The 15,296-nt window shown below is 60.1% G+C and carries 14 protein-coding genes and 2 pseudogenes; 10 read left to right on the forward strand and 6 right to left on the reverse strand.

Features of this window, described 5'->3' with window-relative positions; genetic code table 11:
• Positions 1-92: 92 nt before the first annotated feature.
• From V7756_RS01535 to V7756_RS01550, 4 genes are all read right to left on the reverse strand, one after another.
• A complete protein-coding gene (locus V7756_RS01535; RefSeq protein ID WP_335608400.1) occupies positions 93-1,058 on the reverse strand; it encodes a FecR family protein in 966 nt (321 codons plus the stop codon).
• Positions 1,055-1,561 carry a sigma-70 family RNA polymerase sigma factor gene (locus V7756_RS01540; RefSeq protein ID WP_335608401.1) on the reverse strand — a complete coding sequence of 169 codons (507 nt, stop codon included), beginning with the start codon at positions 1,559-1,561 and terminating at the stop codon, positions 1,055-1,057. Before V7756_RS01540 ends, V7756_RS01535 begins: the two co-directional genes overlap by 4 nt.
• A gap of 145 nt (positions 1,562-1,706) precedes the next feature.
• Positions 1,707-2,423: a class I SAM-dependent methyltransferase gene (locus V7756_RS01545; protein ID WP_335608402.1), complete on the reverse strand. Its 717-nt coding sequence runs from the start codon at positions 2,421-2,423 to the stop codon at positions 1,707-1,709.
• A 212-nt stretch (positions 2,424-2,635) separates the two neighbouring features.
• A complete protein-coding gene (locus tag V7756_RS01550) occupies positions 2,636-3,916 on the reverse strand; it encodes a S53 family peptidase (RefSeq protein ID WP_335608403.1) in 1,281 nt (426 codons plus the stop codon).
• 188 nt (positions 3,917-4,104) lie between these two features.
• On the opposite strand from V7756_RS01550, the pseudogene V7756_RS19115 reads away from it, so the two are divergent.
• Positions 4,105-4,221 (forward strand): annotated as a pseudogene (locus tag V7756_RS19115) (DNA topoisomerase IB); the annotation flags it as partial.
• Between the two features lie 100 nt (positions 4,222-4,321).
• Here the strand turns inward: V7756_RS19115 and V7756_RS01555 are convergent.
• Positions 4,322-5,983 (reverse strand): annotated as a pseudogene (locus V7756_RS01555) (ATP-binding protein); the annotation flags it as partial.
• A 318-nt stretch (positions 5,984-6,301) separates the two neighbouring features.
• On the opposite strand from V7756_RS01555, the gene V7756_RS01560 reads away from it, so the two are divergent.
• From V7756_RS01560 to V7756_RS01570, 3 genes are all read left to right on the forward strand, one after another.
• Positions 6,302-6,436 carry a hypothetical protein gene (locus V7756_RS01560; RefSeq protein WP_335608404.1) on the forward strand — a complete coding sequence of 45 codons (135 nt, stop codon included), beginning with the start codon at positions 6,302-6,304 and terminating at the stop codon, positions 6,434-6,436.
• Between the two features lie 236 nt (positions 6,437-6,672).
• On the forward strand, positions 6,673-7,722 hold the full coding sequence (locus V7756_RS01565) for a DNA topoisomerase IB (RefSeq protein ID WP_335608405.1): 1,050 nt from the start codon (positions 6,673-6,675) through the stop codon (positions 7,720-7,722).
• A 129-nt stretch (positions 7,723-7,851) separates the two neighbouring features.
• Positions 7,852-8,013, forward strand: coding sequence for a hypothetical protein (locus V7756_RS01570; RefSeq protein ID WP_335608406.1), 162 nt, complete (start codon positions 7,852-7,854; stop codon positions 8,011-8,013).
• Positions 8,014-8,096: 83 nt separating this feature from the next.
• On the opposite strand, the gene V7756_RS01575 is transcribed toward V7756_RS01570, so the two are convergent.
• Positions 8,097-9,374, reverse strand: coding sequence for a substrate-binding domain-containing protein (locus tag V7756_RS01575; protein ID WP_335608407.1), 1,278 nt, complete (start codon positions 9,372-9,374; stop codon positions 8,097-8,099).
• A 513-nt stretch (positions 9,375-9,887) separates the two neighbouring features.
• Between V7756_RS01575 and V7756_RS01580 the strand changes: the two genes are divergently transcribed.
• The 6 genes from V7756_RS01580 to V7756_RS01605 are packed head-to-tail and all read left to right on the forward strand — an operon-like array spanning position 9,888 to position 15,274.
• On the forward strand, positions 9,888-10,739 hold the full coding sequence (locus V7756_RS01580; RefSeq protein ID WP_335608408.1) for an STAS domain-containing protein: 852 nt from the start codon (positions 9,888-9,890) through the stop codon (positions 10,737-10,739).
• Between the two features lie 2 nt (positions 10,740-10,741).
• A complete protein-coding gene (locus V7756_RS01585) occupies positions 10,742-11,104 on the forward strand; it encodes an STAS domain-containing protein (protein ID WP_335608409.1) in 363 nt (120 codons plus the stop codon).
• Entirely contained in the window at positions 11,101-11,505 is a 405-nt protein-coding gene (locus V7756_RS01590) for an anti-sigma regulatory factor (protein ID WP_335608410.1), read from the forward strand. The genes V7756_RS01585 and V7756_RS01590 overlap by 4 nt, the downstream gene beginning before the upstream one ends.
• Positions 11,502-12,506, forward strand: a complete 1,005-nt coding sequence (locus tag V7756_RS01595; protein ID WP_335608635.1) for an ATP-binding protein — start codon at positions 11,502-11,504, stop codon at positions 12,504-12,506. The genes V7756_RS01590 and V7756_RS01595 overlap by 4 nt, the downstream gene beginning before the upstream one ends.
• Positions 12,499-13,344, forward strand: coding sequence for a sensor histidine kinase (locus tag V7756_RS01600; protein WP_335608411.1), 846 nt, complete (start codon positions 12,499-12,501; stop codon positions 13,342-13,344). The genes V7756_RS01595 and V7756_RS01600 overlap by 8 nt, the downstream gene beginning before the upstream one ends.
• Positions 13,334-15,274 (forward strand): response regulator, encoded by a 1,941-nt coding sequence (locus V7756_RS01605; RefSeq protein WP_335608412.1) that lies wholly within the window; start codon positions 13,334-13,336, stop codon positions 15,272-15,274. Before V7756_RS01600 ends, V7756_RS01605 begins: the two co-directional genes overlap by 11 nt.
• Positions 15,275-15,296: the final 22 nt, after the last annotated feature.

A 15,296-nucleotide genomic window follows, 5' to 3' on the forward strand; every position in this document is an offset into this window, starting at 1 on the left:
GACGAGCGACAAAAACCGGACAAGGTTCTGCGTTATTTCTGCAAATAAATGCAAACAGCCGCAAAGGTCGCTGGGTCCGGCTTGCCGGCATGCTAGTTCTGCGCGTCAATCAGAGTCAGCCAGGGGCCGTACCGGCTCACGCGGATCGGCAGGGTTTCGCTCAGCGCGGTCAGCGCGCGGTCGGGGTCATCCAGCGGGTAAACGCCCTGTACGCGCAACGAGCGAACCTGGGGCGCAACGCGTATCAGGCCAGGCCGATAGGCGCTGAGCGCATCAATCACCGTCTCCAGCCGCTCGTCGAGCACGCTGAGCTGGCCCTGCAACCAATCGGCGCGGTGCAGCTCGTCTGCCCGCAGCAGCTCGATATGCTGCGGATGCAACAGCGCCGCCTCGCCGACCTGCAACAGCTGCCATGCGCCGTTTGGCAGGCTGAGCCGTACCGCGTGTTCAAGCACCACCACGCGGGTAGCCTGCGCTTCCTGACGCACCAGAAAGCGCGTACCCAGCGCCCGTACATCGCCCTGCGCACTGCTTACGATAAAGGGTCGGCCAGGGTCGGCCGCGACCTGTACCATCAACTCGCCCTGGCGCAGACGCAACAGGCGTTGTTGTGCGGTGAATTCAAGATCAGCCGCGCTCTGAGCGTTCAGGTTGAGCTGGCTGCCGTCGTCCAGGCGGTAACTGCCACGCTCACCGGTGCCCGTGCGCAGATCGGCGAGCAGGGCCTGGCCTGGCTGGCTGCGCCCGGTCAACCACAAACCGCCGCCAAGCAGACCGAGGCCCACCAGGCCACGCACCACCGCGCGCCGTGAAGTGTCGGGTTGCAACAGCGCCTCACGCGCAGCGCCGGGCGTTTGCCGTTCAAATTTGCGCAGCGTGCTGTAATGCTCGCCAAGCCCCTGTTGCAAGCGCTGCCAGGCGGCGCCGTGGGCTGGGTCGCTGTGCAGCCAGGCCGCAAAGCCCGCCTGCAACTGCGCGTCAGGTGCGGCAGCGCGAAGGCGCACCATCCAGTCGATTGCTTCCTTGCCCGCGCGGCCCAGCTCGGGCGCGGGGCTCACGGCGCTGCCCCGGCCAGATAGCACTGCTGCAGGGCCTGGGTCATATAGCGGCCGACGGTGCGCTCGGAAATACCCAGGCGGCGCCCGATCTCGGCATAGCTGAAGCCATCCAGTTGGCTATACAGAAAGGCGCGCTTCACCACCTGCGGCAGGCCGGACAACGAATGATCAATGGCGCTCAGCGCTTCCACCAGCAGCGCGAGTTCTTCCGGGGAGGGCGCCAATGCTTCCGGCAACGCAGCCAGGCGTTCCAGATAGGCGAGCTCCAGCCGACGGCGGCGGTGACGGTCGAAAATCAACCGGCGCGCTATGGTCGAGAGATACGCGCGGGGCTGCTCGATGGTATCCGGGTCGACACTGGATGCCAGAATCTGGCAGAAGGCCTCTGCAGCAGTGTCTTCAGCGTCGGCGTAATTGCGCAGGCGGCGTTGAATATGATGCAGCAGCCAGCGGTGATGATCGCTGAAAAAGAATCCCAGTTTGCTGGTCGTTGGGCTTGGCACGGCTGGGCGTCTCTGCAAATGTGAATTATTCGCATATTAGCGTTCGGACGTGTAAGCGTTCAAGCGGTGGGATGGGGTAGGGATGTCAAAACTCTGAAGCGACGGGGTGTGGTTCGGGTTCTACCCCGTTTCTGTCGGTTGCGTTTCAGGCGCGCTTGCAGCTAAGCCAGGCACTCCAGAACAGACTGCTGAAGAAACGGGTAGCCTCGCCGAATCCTGCGTCATGCAGCAGTTTCTTTACCGCTTCCTCGGAGTGGGGTGGGTCGGCACCCTGGAGTATTTTGCCCAGTTTTGCTTTCACCTCATCCGCGCTGGCGCCATGTTGTCGCCAACGTTGCCCCCAGGCGGCAAGCAGCAAGGGTTGGCTGGCATAGGCATACTGGTTGCAGGCGACCACGAGCGGGGCCTCGGGCTTCAGGTGAGCGTGAATGCCGGTCAGGATCTGCTGCTTGGCTGCGTTGCCATTGAGATGGTGAAGCACACCGATCAAGGTGGCTGCGTCGTACGACCCATTCGCTTTCAGCTCTTGCACCTGGCCAAGATGCAGGTGGGTCCTATCGAGTAAATCCTGCGCTTGCAGTTGCTGGGCCGCCGCCTCGAGCATCGGCTCGGATGGATCAACGGCAGTGAAGCGCCATGTCGGCTCCAGCTTGGCCATCGCGATAATTTCCCGTGCTGTGCCGCCAGCGCCCACGACCAGAATATTGGCGTGACGCGTATCTACGAGCTTGGCTGCCAGCATGCACGCGGCAAGATCCTGGCAGGCGTCATAGCCGGCCAATGCGATACGACTCTGGCGGCCGTATTCGCTGGCCCGTGCGGTATCAAATTTTTCTGCTGAGTTTGTAGTAGATGAGTTCAAGGCAATTCTCCATGACCTTGAAACAATCTAGGCTATCGAAACGAATAACAAAAATTCATTAATTTTATGGTGTCTATATCCATCCGGAATGATTGGCGTGGCTCGCACGGGCTGTTGATGGGCGCAATTGCGCTGCGCCGGGACTGCCCTGCAATCCCACCGGAACCGCTGACGGTCCGGTCGAAATGTCGGCCTGTATACTCGCGCTCACGCTACGGCTTGGACCCCATATAGTTGACAAACGCCGCCACATCCAAGGAACCCAGACCGGTCGCAATATCGTAGCCAGGTTCCGCTGGGTAAGAACCTTCGCCAGCGTAGCCGTCTACAACATCATTCAACACAGTGGAATTGGTAGGTCCACCGTTTGACGACATGAGCCCGTAGAGGCCGCTCTGAAGTGATCCGGAAGAGGTGTGTACAGAAGATAACATCGGCTTGTTCTGGCTTTTTCTAAGCTGATTGGCGATGGCCACCACGCCGGTGAAAAACGACGACGATACCGCAGTGCCGCCGATCACATACCACCCACCAAGCACTGATACATAGATACGCGCACCGTACGCAGGATCGGCATTGAAGGCCACGTCTGGCGCGGATCGGTATGCCGTGGTGTTCACTTGCTGAACGGAGGGAATCATCTGGAAACTGGGCATTCTTTCATAGGCAGACATGCCAGCCGCTGCGTCGGCCCAGGCCGTCTCGACGAGGGGATCTACCAATCCGGGTGTCGTGCCACCCACCGCTATCACGTCAGGAGAGGTCGCGGGAAAGTTCGGCAGCGACTGGGATCCCGCTGCCGCGATCCACGCGATGCGACTGTTCGCAAACAGGTTGGTCTGAGCGCCTTCCGTGGAAAATTCGACGGAGCCGAAAGGCATTAATATCACGTTAACGCCCGTATTTGCTGCGGTTTGCATGGCCGCCTTTATATCATTCTGACTAAAGGATTTGGCCTCAATGACGTAAACAGTGGCGCCCGGACTCACGGCGTTGACCATCTGAACGGCCAGGCTGCTCAGCACCGCCCAGTTGCTGTTTTTAAGATTCCCAGCCTGGTTGATGATTTTAAGGGTGATAGGCTTTTGGTTAAATGTCTTTGCCCAGGTATTCAGGTCGTACTGCAGGTTCGAATAGTGGTAAGCCGTGATGATGGCGACCTTGACTCCGTACCCCGCAGGCTGGTTGCCGATAGAAGCTGGCACGTTGTAGGCCTGCTGGAACTGCTGAGGCGTCCACCCGCTTGACGATGTGGTACTGGCGGTAGTCTGCACGCTCATGGACTGCCGAAAGCTCGAGGTCAGAACGGGAGCATCATCGGTGGCCAGCACGAACGCGGGGTGGAAATCGTCCTCTGCAGGCACATGCTCCACCTCTTCCTCGGCGGGATCCTCCTGGTCCGCATTATCGGTCTTGCATCCGTACAACCCTGCAGCTGCGAGACAGACAGCCACACACACACCGCGTCGCAACCACGCTGTAGATTGGTTCATTGTTTTCCTTGTTGATGCAGATTGATGCAGATTGATGCGGATTGATGGAGAGAGGCTTGACGTCGCAAGAGCATAGATGCGCTTGCACGGAATAGCGATGGACGTGAGAAAAATTCCATCGGCACCTCCACTTGCTCTTGCGGTCAAGCAGATATAGCCCACTGACTGGCTGCCCGGAAAATCACCCCATGCCCGATTCCGCGTTGCACGCCCATCTGCCTCGCGATCTGTACTACGTCGACGACTCTAAGCCCGGCATCCGCCGCAAGAAGGTGCGGGGCAAGTTCAGTGTTTTGGCACTGAAGGCAACCGTCAAAAAAGTTTATTATCTGAGCAACCCTGCTCGGCAACGGAAGCCTGGAAAACGCCACTCAGCGCATTCCGATAAGCCCGGTGTGCTTGCCCCTAACCCTCGATCATCAAGCGCACGCGCTGGGTCATGGCTTCTATCGAGAAGGGTTTGGTGAGGACGGCCATGCCTGGGGCGAGTTGGCCGTTGCCGACAATGGCATTCTCGGCATAGCCAGTGATGAAGAGTACTTTCAGGTCCGGACGATAGTTGCGCGCCGCATCTGCCATCTGGCGGCCGTTCAGCCCGCCCGGCAGCCCGACGTCGGTTACCAGTAGGTCAATAGGCACATCCGACTGCAGGATCTTGAGTCCTTCGGCGCTGTCGCCTGCTTCGATGGTGGTGTATCCGAGCTCTTCGAGTATCTCCGCCACCAGCATTCGCACGGTGGCCTCGTCGTCGACTACCAGCACTGTCTCGCTTTGTTCTGCGCGCTTCAACCTGGGCGCTTCAGTGGTTGGGCCCTCGTTCTCGATATCGCCATGGTGCCGAGGCAGATAGAGACACACCTTGGTGCCCTGGCCTACCTCTGAATGGATGCGCACCTGCCCGCCGGATTGCTGGGCAAACCCGTAGATCATCGATAGGCCCAGGCCGGTGCCTGAACCCAGGGGTTTGGTGGTGAAGAAGGGTTCAAACACGCGGGCGATCAGCTCTGGTGGTATGCCTGTGCCGGTATCGGTTACGCACAGCGACAGGTACTGGCCTTGCGCGACCTGCAGCTGCTTGGCAGCGCGTTCGTCGAGCCACTTGTTGGCGGTCTCTACCCTGATGCGCCCACCGTCGGGCATGGCATCTCGTGCGTTGATGCACAGATTCAGTAGCGCGCTTTCCAATTGCGGTGCATCTACCAGTACCGCCCATAGATCAGCGGTGCCTACCACTTCGACCACGATGCCAGGGCCTACGCTGCGCTGGATCATCTCCTGCATGTCGTTGACCAGCCGGTCTACATTTATCGGCTTTGGATCCAGGGTCTGGCGTCGGGAGAAGGCGAGCAAGCGATGTGTGAGAGAGGCGGCGCGTTTAGTAGCGCCCTGGGCGGCAACCACATACCGCTCTACGTCGGCAAACTGCCCTTGCTGCAAGCGCACCTGCATGAGCTCAAGCGAGCCGGAGATGCCGGCAAGCAGGTTGTTGAAATCGTGCGCCAGGCCGCCGGTCAATTGGCCGACCGCGTCCATCTTCTGCGATTGGCGTAGCCTGGCCTCGGCGTCCATGAGTTCGGCGGTCCGTTCGGCCACGCGCAGTTCCAGCGTCTCGTTGAGACTTTGCAAATCAGCAATGGCATTGTCACGCTCAGCCTCGACTGCCCGGCGCCCTTCGATGTCGATAAGTACGCCGGGAAAGCTGACGGGCGTGCCATCGGGTGCAAGATCGACTCGGCCGTTGGCCTCCAGCCAGTAGTATTTTCCATCAGCCCGTTTGACGCGATATTGGTGCGCATAAGCGCCGCCCCGCACTACCGCCTCCTTGATTGCTTCATCCAGCCCTGGCCGGTCTTCGGGATGCACGTTCTCGAGAACTCTGGCAATGGGTACCTCGATATTCAAAAAACTGGGGTCCAGTCCGAAAGCGAGAATAAATTCCTCGTCTACGGTGAAGCTGTCTCTGGTGGGGTGCCAGTTCCATGTGCCAATGACGCCACCGGCCGCAAGCGCGCTGCGCACGTGCTCGTTGTCTCGTCGGGCTTGAGCCTCGCCTGCGCGCAAAAGCTCGGCCTCAGCCAGTTGCAGCCGGAGCTGCTCATTTTCCGCTCGAAGTGTCGCGAGCTCGTCTGTGGTATCGGTCATTGCAATTCACCGCGCCACAGGTGGCGCCTCTAGGCTTTGGTCTGTTGCCCCGTGGGTGGCAACGGGGAAGGTCAGGCTTGGTTCTGGCCGCAGCGGGCGCGCTGGTGGTGCGCGTCCGGTGCTGGGTGACGGCGCTGTCAAAATCGCGCCTTTGCCCTGGCAGCATAGCTGAAACGCTAATGTGAAGGCAGGTGCCAAGGGTACTTTTACCAATCTGAGCGGCAGCTCGTTAAGCACAGCCGGATGTCGGGCGGAGCCTGCACTCGAGTTGGCACCGCCGGCGGGTTCATCGGTTTGGCAGGGCGCGCGCACGGCCTGGCCGTTATCAGCCAGGGTCAACTGGATCAGGATCTGTTGGGCGTCCTGCAGGCCAAGTGATTGCCAAGCAGTAACCGAAAAGCCGTAACGTGAGTCCCGGTTTTGCCATACTGGTAAACGGGAGCGGAAGTCGCAGAGTTAAAATGATTCACCTGAACGGAAAGCCCCAGTGGCGTGCCAGTGATAGCCGCACGCTGCCTGACAATCAGTCTCGGTCAAAATCCTATCGGCACCTCCGTCCCCCCCTGCGGTCAATCACATATAGCCAACTGACAGACTGCCAGGAAAATCACCCCATGCCCGATTCCGCGTTGCACGCTGATCTGCCTCGCGATCTGCACTACGTCGACGACTCCCAGCCCGGCATCCGCCGCAAGAAGGTACGCGGCAAGTTCCAGTATTTTGACCCAGACGGTGCGCGCATTACCGATGCCGAGGAGATCAAACGTCTCAACGCGCTGGCAGTGCCGCCGGCCTATACCGACGTGTGGATCTGCGCCGATCCTCGCGGGCATCTGCAGGCCACCGGGCGCGACGCGCGGGGGCGCAAGCAGTACCGCTATCATCCGCGCTGGCGCGAGGTGCGCGATATCGACAAGTACTCGCGCCTGCAGGCGTTCGGCAAGGCGTTGCCCAAGCTGCGCAAGCAGCTGGAGGCGCAGATTGCCGAGCCGGGTTTTACCCGCGAGAAGGTGCTGGCTACGGTGGTGATGCTGCTGGATGCGACCCTGATTCGGGTGGGCAATACCCAGTACGCGCGGGACAACAAATCCTACGGGCTGACCACGCTGCGCACCCGGCACGTGGATGTTCACGGCAGCGAGATCCAGTTTCACTTTCGCGGCAAGAGCGGGGTGGAGCACCAGGTGAGCGTGAAGGACAGGCGCATGGCCAAGGTGGTGAAACGCTGTCAGGAGTTGCCGGGACAGAATCTGTTCCAGTATGTGGACGAGGAGGGCGAGCGACACAATGTGAGCTCCTCCGACGTCAACGCTTATCTGCACAGCCTGACCGGGGCGGACTTTACCGCCAAGGATTATCGCACCTGGGCGGGCACGGCCATGGCGCTGGCGGTGCTGCGCGAGCTGCAATGGCAACCGGAGAGCGAGGCCAAGCGGCATGTGGTGGCGATGGTCAAGGAGGTGGCCAAACAGCTGGGCAATACTCCGGCGGTGTGCCGCAAGTGCTACATCCACCCGGCGGTACTGGAGCACTTCAACCTGGGCGAACTGGCCAGATTACCCAAGCCGCGCGTACGCAAGGGGCTGAAGGCCGAAGAAGTGGCCTTGGCCATGTTTCTGGAACAGTTGGCGGCCGACGCCTCAAGCAATGCCAAGGCGAGTTAGCCGCCGTGTTTTCTGCCGCGGGTACGCAAAGTATTTGCTGAACCTCGCCCGGCCGGGCGGAGTCGATTTATTCAGGAGCGGCTGTTTTGTGTTGACGCTCAAACCGCATTCACTGACGAGGAGATTTGCATGACAGATCCAGACGCCAACAAGGCAGGCAACCAGCAGACGAACAAAGAGCAGGAGCAACCGGTAAAGGACAAGAAAAAGCAGGACAAGCACGAGCAAGAACACCTTGATGAAACCCTGGAAGATACCTTTCCGGCCAGCGATCCGCCGGCCAATTACTAAGGGATGCCCCTGTTGCTGCCCCATGCTGAAGCGGCACCCGGTGCGCTTCAGCATTTTTTTGCCCCGCACCTGGCGTTGCACTCCTAGCGCTGAACCCAGACCTCCACGCGTCCGTTACGTTGCTCACCACTCTCGCCACCGGCGGATCCCACCTGCATGTAGTGCCCGTAACCGGTATATCCCTGCACCTGAGTGCCCAGTTCTCGCAGGGCCTTGCTGACCGAGAGCCCGCGCAGTTCCGAGATCATCTGCGCGCGTAGCTCGTCGTTTTGCTGGTCGGCGAAGCCAATCAGCATCAAATCGCTACCGCTCTTGCCGCTTTGCTGCAGGTAATTTTGAATGCGCAGCAGATCGCGTTTGGCCTTGTTGTCCAACCGGGTGCGGCCTGCGGCAAAGCGAATATTCACCGACAAGCGCTGGTAGTGCTCGGTCAGGCGTTTGAAGGTGTCGGGCACGCTGGCGTCATAGACCGGGTCTACCGCAAAGGGCGTTTGCGCGAAGAAGCCGGTGGTGGCGGCCAGTTCCTGCCCGGCCTGGCTCTGGACAAATTCGATAAAGGCCTGGACCAAGGGGTTGGTGCTGGTGCCGGCAGTGTAGAGATAGAGACGGCGGGCGAGGGCGTAATCCTCGGTGGCCACAGAGAGCTTGTTGGGCTTGAGCGCGGGCGCGTTGCCGTCGGCTATGGCCAGCAGCTTGCTGTTGCGTACCGAGGCAAAGCCGGCAAAGCCGATGCCGGCGGGGTCGGCGCTGACGTCGTCGGACAGCTGGTCATTGGACTCGTAGCGTCTGGCCTGCTCGCTCAGGCTGTAGTTGCCCGCCAGCACCAGAGATTTGAAGGTATCCCAGGTGCCGGACTGCTCGTCGCGGGCATAGAGGTGTATGGGCAGGTCCGGGCCGCCCAGCGCCGACCAGTTGCTGATGTCGCCGGCAAAGATGCGCGCCAGGGTCTCTATGCTCAGTTGGTTCACCGGGTTGGACGGGTGAACCAGAATCGCCAGGCCGTCGATAACGATAACGTGTTCACTCTCGGCGCTTACCATATCGGCGCGGCTGGCCATGGCGGCGATCTCCTGCTCGGTCACGCGCCGCGAGGCGGCCCAGATGTCGGCCCGGCTGTCTGCCAGCGCCGTATAGCCGGTGCTGGTACCGTGCGCGGCGACTAGCACGGTCAGGGGTTTGCCGTCGCGCTGGGTACTGAGCACGGTTTCATTGGCGGTGCCAGTGCCCTTGGCGGTCACGGCCGAGCCGCTGAGCTGCTGCAGAAAGGCAGTCATCAAGGTGGGCGCCAGGTGGGCGCCAATGGTGTTGGAGCCGTGAATTTCCAGATCATGGGCGGCAGCCATGCCAGGGGTGCAGGCCATGGCAAACCACAGGGAGTACAATAGGCGACGGCAGACAGAGCGCATCGGTGACCTCATTGGTAGCGGGACGCGGAGTTGTTGGGCGATAGCAGAGTGCGACAGAGAGATGACATTCAGGTTACGCCGCCATGACGCCTTGCTCGCCAGGGCGCGTTTGATGCGCTTTGGACTAGCTCTCTTTTACCCGCAAAACTCACCGCTTGGTTGGCGGTGAGTGGATCGGGCGGGTGACACAAAAAGCCGAATCGACTGAACCTTTGCGGCCGCGGAGGGTTCGATATCAATGAAGACTTGCGCTGGCGGAGAGTCTGCACCAGCGCCTTTTCGATCAGGCTGTTGTCTGCTCAGAGCGTCAGGCGCAGAATGGCCAGCCCCACATCTTCTTGCTCATACCGGCGTGGCCGCGACTGCTAGTGAGGCACAGTGGCCAGCTGCCATCGCTTTTGTATGGCTGAGTATGCTAAAAAGCCAGCTGCCAGGTTGGATCAAAATCTCACAGATGAGAATGGACGAATGTCAAAATTGGATCAGAGCGCTATTGACGCGCTGCAAGCAAAACAAGCGGATATACAAACTGCATGGATCACCAGCCTGGAAGAGAACGGCTCTGCCAGAGGGGTACGCCCGGATGAGCTGCGCAAGCAGACTGCAGAGTTTCTGCAGCTGCTTATAGCCGGCACCACTCAGGCCGGTACCGACAGCTGGGATGCCAATGTCTGGAACGAAATTCGCCAGTTCCTGGAAAAGATTTCTCACAGTCGCGCGCTGCAGGGCCTGGATGCTCAGCAGACCGCCAACTTCATCTTTTCGCTCAAGCGCCCAGTGTTTGATGTGCTGCAACGCGAAGCCGCAGTAGATTCTGCGGCTCTGACCACGCAGATCACCAGCATCTCCGAGTTGCTGGACGAAATGGGCCTGCACACCGTGCGCACCTTCCAGAAGGCGCGCGAGTCGGTAATCAAGCGCCAGCAGGAAGAATTGCTGGAGCTGTCTACCCCGGTAGTCAAACTCTGGGACGGCGTGCTGGCACTGCCGATGATCGGCACCTTGGATTCGCAGCGCACACAGGTGGTGATGGAATCACTGCTGCAGCGCATTGTGGATACCGGTTCGGAGATTGCCATCATCGATATCACCGGTGTGCCTACCGTCGATACGCTGGTCGCACAGCATCTGCTGAAAACCGTGACCGCCATCCGCCTGATGGGTGCCGACTGCATCATCAGTGGCGTACGCCCGCAGATCGCGCAAACCATAGTGCATCTGGGGCTGGACCTTGAGGGTATCGTGACCAAGGCCAACCTGGCTGATGCCTTTGCCCTGGCACTGAAACGCTCAAACCTGACTGTCACCAAGGCGAGCTGATCATGGAGCGTATTCCCATACTCAGGATGGGCGAGTATCTGCTCGTGACCGTTCAGGTTGAGATGCACGATCAGTTGGCCCTGACCCTGCAGGAAGATCTGGCAGAGCGCATCAGTGAAACGGCGGCGCGCGGCGTGTTGATCGATATTTCCGCGCTGGAAATCGTCGATTCCTTTATCGGGCGCATGATCGCCAACATTTCCGGGCTATCCAAGATCATGGACGCGCAGACGGTATTGGTGGGCATGCAACCGGCCGTGGCCATTACCCTGGTCGAGCTGGGCCTGAATCTCCCGGGCGTGGCAACAGCGATGGACGTGGACCGCGGAATGAAATTGCTGCGCGCGAAAGTGCGCCAGCAATGAATATAAAAGACGAAGGGACGCGGCCCATCCGCAGCGAGCAGGATATCGTCATGGCGCGCCAGCTGTGCCGCAAGCTCGCGCAGGACTGCGGACTGCGCCTGGTGGCGCAGACCAAACTGGTTACCGCTGTCAGTGAGCTGGCGCGGAACACGCTGATCCACGGCGGTGGCGGCGACATGCACTGGTTGATCATTGACGAGGGCATGCGCCAGGGATTGCGGGTGGTGTTCAGTGATCAAGGCCCCGGCATCCCCGATATGGATCTGGCGATGACTGATGGCTGGACCTCGGGTAACGGCCTGGGCCTGGGGCTCACCGGTTCCAAGCGCCTGGTCAACGAATTTGAGATTGCAACCACGCCAGGTGAAGGCACTCGCATTTCGATTACCCAATGGAGCTGAATCTGGGAGGGAGCCTCACCGACGTTACGGTAATTGAGGATGATAGCCAGATAGGCCAAGCCCGTCGCCGCGCCAAGCAGTTGGCCGAAGCGGCAGGTTTCAGTCAGGCGGATGCGGGGCGAGCTGCCTTGGTGGCCACCGAGCTGGCCAGCAATATTTTCAAACATGCCGGCCAGGGCGAATTGCATTGCCGTGTGCTGCCCGCACAGGGCGGCAATTGCCTTGAGCTGGTGGCGATCGACCGCGGCCCCGGTTTCGACGTGCATCGCTGTCTGCGCGACGGCTTTTCTACCGGCGGCACCCAGGGCGAAGGGCTGGGGTCCATATCCAGGCAGTCGCAACTGCTGGATATTTTTGCCGATGAGCGCGGCGCAGTAGTCTTGGCGCGGTTGTGGCCGGCGGGCGTCAAGGACCTGCGCCTGGGGATTCAGATGCATGCGATGAACTACGAAACGGCCTGCGGCGATGTATGGCATCTGAGCATCAGTGGCTCCAGACTCAGTGCCCTGGTGATCGACGGGCTGGGCCACGGTGAAGATGCCGGACTGGCTGCCAACGCCGGCCGGGAGGCGTTTGCACTGCGCCCCTTTGAGCATCCCGACAGCCTGTTTGCGAGTATGCATCGGGCCATGAATGGTACGCGCGGCGGTGCGGCCGCCATTGCGCAATACGACGGCGAGACCGGGATGCTGCAGTTTGCCGGGATTGGCAACATAGGTGCGCGGGTGTTGTCGCCTGTGGGCTCGCGTGGTTTGGCCTCGCATCCCGGCATTGTCGGCGGCCAATACCGCAAGGTGCATACGTTCAGCTACCCTGAGGCGAGAGGGCAGTTGCTGGTGTTGTACAGCGATGGCTTGCAGTCACGCTGGGACCTGAATGCCTATCCGGGGTTGGTGTTACAACACCCGGCCACTATAACGGCGGTGCTGCACCGGGACTTCTGCCGCGGCCGAGACGATGTCACCATCATGGCCATAGACCTGGAGTTGCCCAATGGTTGAATCAACAGAACTGATCCGTCTGCAGACCGAGAACGAAGCGCTGCAGCAGGAGCTGGAAGAGACCAATCAGGGTGTGCTGGCGCTTTATGCCGAACTGGACAGCCAGGCCGAGGCGCTCAAGCAGGCCTCCGAGCTAAAGAGCCGGTTTCTGTCATACATGAGCCACGAATTTCGCACGCCCCTGGGTTCGATATTGAGCATTACCAGTCTGCTCAAGGACGAGCTCGATGGCCCGCTCAACGACGAGCAGCAAAAGCAGGTTCTGTTCGTCAGAACATCGGCGCAGGAGCTCACCGAAATGGTGAACGACCTGTTGGATCTGGCCAAGATTGAAGCCGGGCGTATAAGCATCTCGCCGGGCTGGTTCGATATGTTCGACCTGTTTGCCGCGTTGCGCGGGATGTTCCGACCCATCGTGGATAGCGAGGCAGTGGATCTGGTGTTTGAGCAGCCGGTGGGGGTGACCCGGCTGTACACCGATGATAAAAAGCTGGCGCAGATTCTGCGCAACTTTATCTCCAATGCGCTCAAGTTCACGCTGCGCGGTGAAGTGCGCGTCTCAGCTCGGCTGGTGGATAACAATCAGGTACGCTTCTCGGTGAGTGATACCGGTATTGGCATTCCCGATGAGATGCACGATCGTCTGTTTGAAGATTTTGTGCAGATTGACTCCCCCCTGCAAAAACGGCTGCGCGGCACTGGCCTGGGCTTGTCCCTGTGCAAGCGGTATGCGGAGCTACTGGGCGGCAGTGTGGGGGTCGAAAGCCACCCCTCGGTAGGTTCAACTTTTTACCTCGTGATACCGGTGTCAGCGGGGGTGGAGGACAATGATGAGTGAGCGGTGCCTGCTGGTAGTCGACGACAACGCAGCCACGCGGTATTCCATCCGCCGGCGCCTGGAAAGTCACGGCTATCGGGTATTGGAAGCAGGTAATGGCGAAGATGGCCTGGCGTTGATCGACGCCCACCCGCTGGATGCCCTGATTCTGGATATCAATTTGCCCGACATGAGCGGCTTTGATATCGCTCGGCGTTTGCGCGCCGATCCGCGCACCGCCTTGCTGCCGGTCATTCACGTGTCAGCGGCCTCTATCGATACCCGCGATATCATCTCGGGGCTGGATTCGGGCGCTGACGCCTATCTGATTCACCCCATCGACCCCGATGTGCTGCTGGCCACCCTGGGGACTCTGCTGCGGGTGCGAGACACCGAGCAGGCGCTGAGGGAGCGAGAGGAGCACTTTCGCGAGATATTCGAGAACATCTCGGCGCCTATTACGGTGGTCGATTCATCGCTGAATATCCATAACAGAAATCAGGCGTTCAACCGGCTGGCCCTGGATTGCACCAGTGATGAACTAAGCGACTGCATGGTCCCCGGCCAAGACAGTACGCTCGACATCGTGCGTACTACCATTGCCGCTCGCGGCCGCTGGAGCGGTTTGCTCACCATGCTTGGGGAAGACTCGGATCGCGTCACGCAGTGGCAGGTTGCGCCCTATCGTGCACCGGATCTGTCGTTCATCTTTATCGAAGATGTGACCGAACGGCTGCAGAAGGAACGCAATCAGGAAGAGTTGCTGGCGACCGTCAGCCACCAGTTGCAAACCGAGGTGAAAGAGCGCGAGCGCACCGAAGCGCAGTTGCTGCATGCCAGCAAGATGGATTCGCTGGGCAAGCTCACCGGCGGTATTGCGCACGATTTCAACAACCTGCTGACCAGCGTGATGATGAGCCTGGAGCTGGTGATCGAGCGGGTAAATGCAGGCAAGTACGACCAGATTCAACGCTACGCCGAAGGCGCGCTGCAATCGGCCAAGAGCGGCGCAGCCCTGACTCACCGCCTGCTGGCCTTTGCCCGGCAGCAGCCGCTTGAAGCGAAATCGGTAGATCTCAACGCTCTGGTGGCCTCGCTGAATGATTTTATCCGGCGTGCCATTGGTGAAAACATAGAGCTAGTGCTGGACCTATCGCCCGAGCCGGCCATTGCCCACGCCGACCACAGCCAGCTCGAAAGCGCAATCATCAACCTCGTTATCAACGCCCGCGATGCCTTGCTCAACGGTGGTGAAATTCGCATCAGCACCCATGTGCTGGAGGTTGAAGGTGACTCGGAATTGGCCGACGGCCGTTACGTGGCTGCCCGTGTACGCGATAACGGCACGGGCATAGCGCCCGAGCTGCTGGACAAGGTGTTTGATCCTTTCTTTACCACCAAGCCTAGCGGTAAGGGTACCGGCCTGGGGTTGTCCATGTTGTACGGCTTTGCCGGCCAGTCGGGTGGTGTAGCGCGGATGCGCAGTGAAGTGGGGCGCTTTACTGAAGTGACCCTGTTGTTGCCGGTGGGTGACAAGATGCCGGACGAGATCAAGGCCGAGGCCCGCAGCGCTTCTACGTCCGCCGGCGGCCACATCCTGATTGTTGACGATATTCTTGCCGTCAGTGCGGCGCTCAGGGAGACGCTGATCGATGCCGGGTACTGCTGTACGCTGGCCGATAGCGCAGAGGCCGCGTTGGAGATTCTCAACGACGATCACTCCATCGACCTGTTGCTGACCGACATCGGTTTGCCCCGCATGAACGGTAACGAATTGGCCGAGGCCGCACGCAACGCGCGTCCCGAGCTGCCGGTGCTGTTCATGACGGGGTACGCCGAAAGTGCCAAGAACCGGGAGAACTTCCGAGAGCCCGGCATGGATATCATGCTCAAGCCGTTCAGCATGAACGAGTTACTCGACAAGGTAGGGTTGTTGCTGAGCAGTCGCTGATTCTCCAGCATCGGTTTCAGGG

It is taken from the genome of Halopseudomonas sp. (assembly GCF_036961105.1).
In the GTDB taxonomy this organism is placed as follows: Bacteria; Pseudomonadota; Gammaproteobacteria; order Pseudomonadales; family Pseudomonadaceae; genus Halopseudomonas.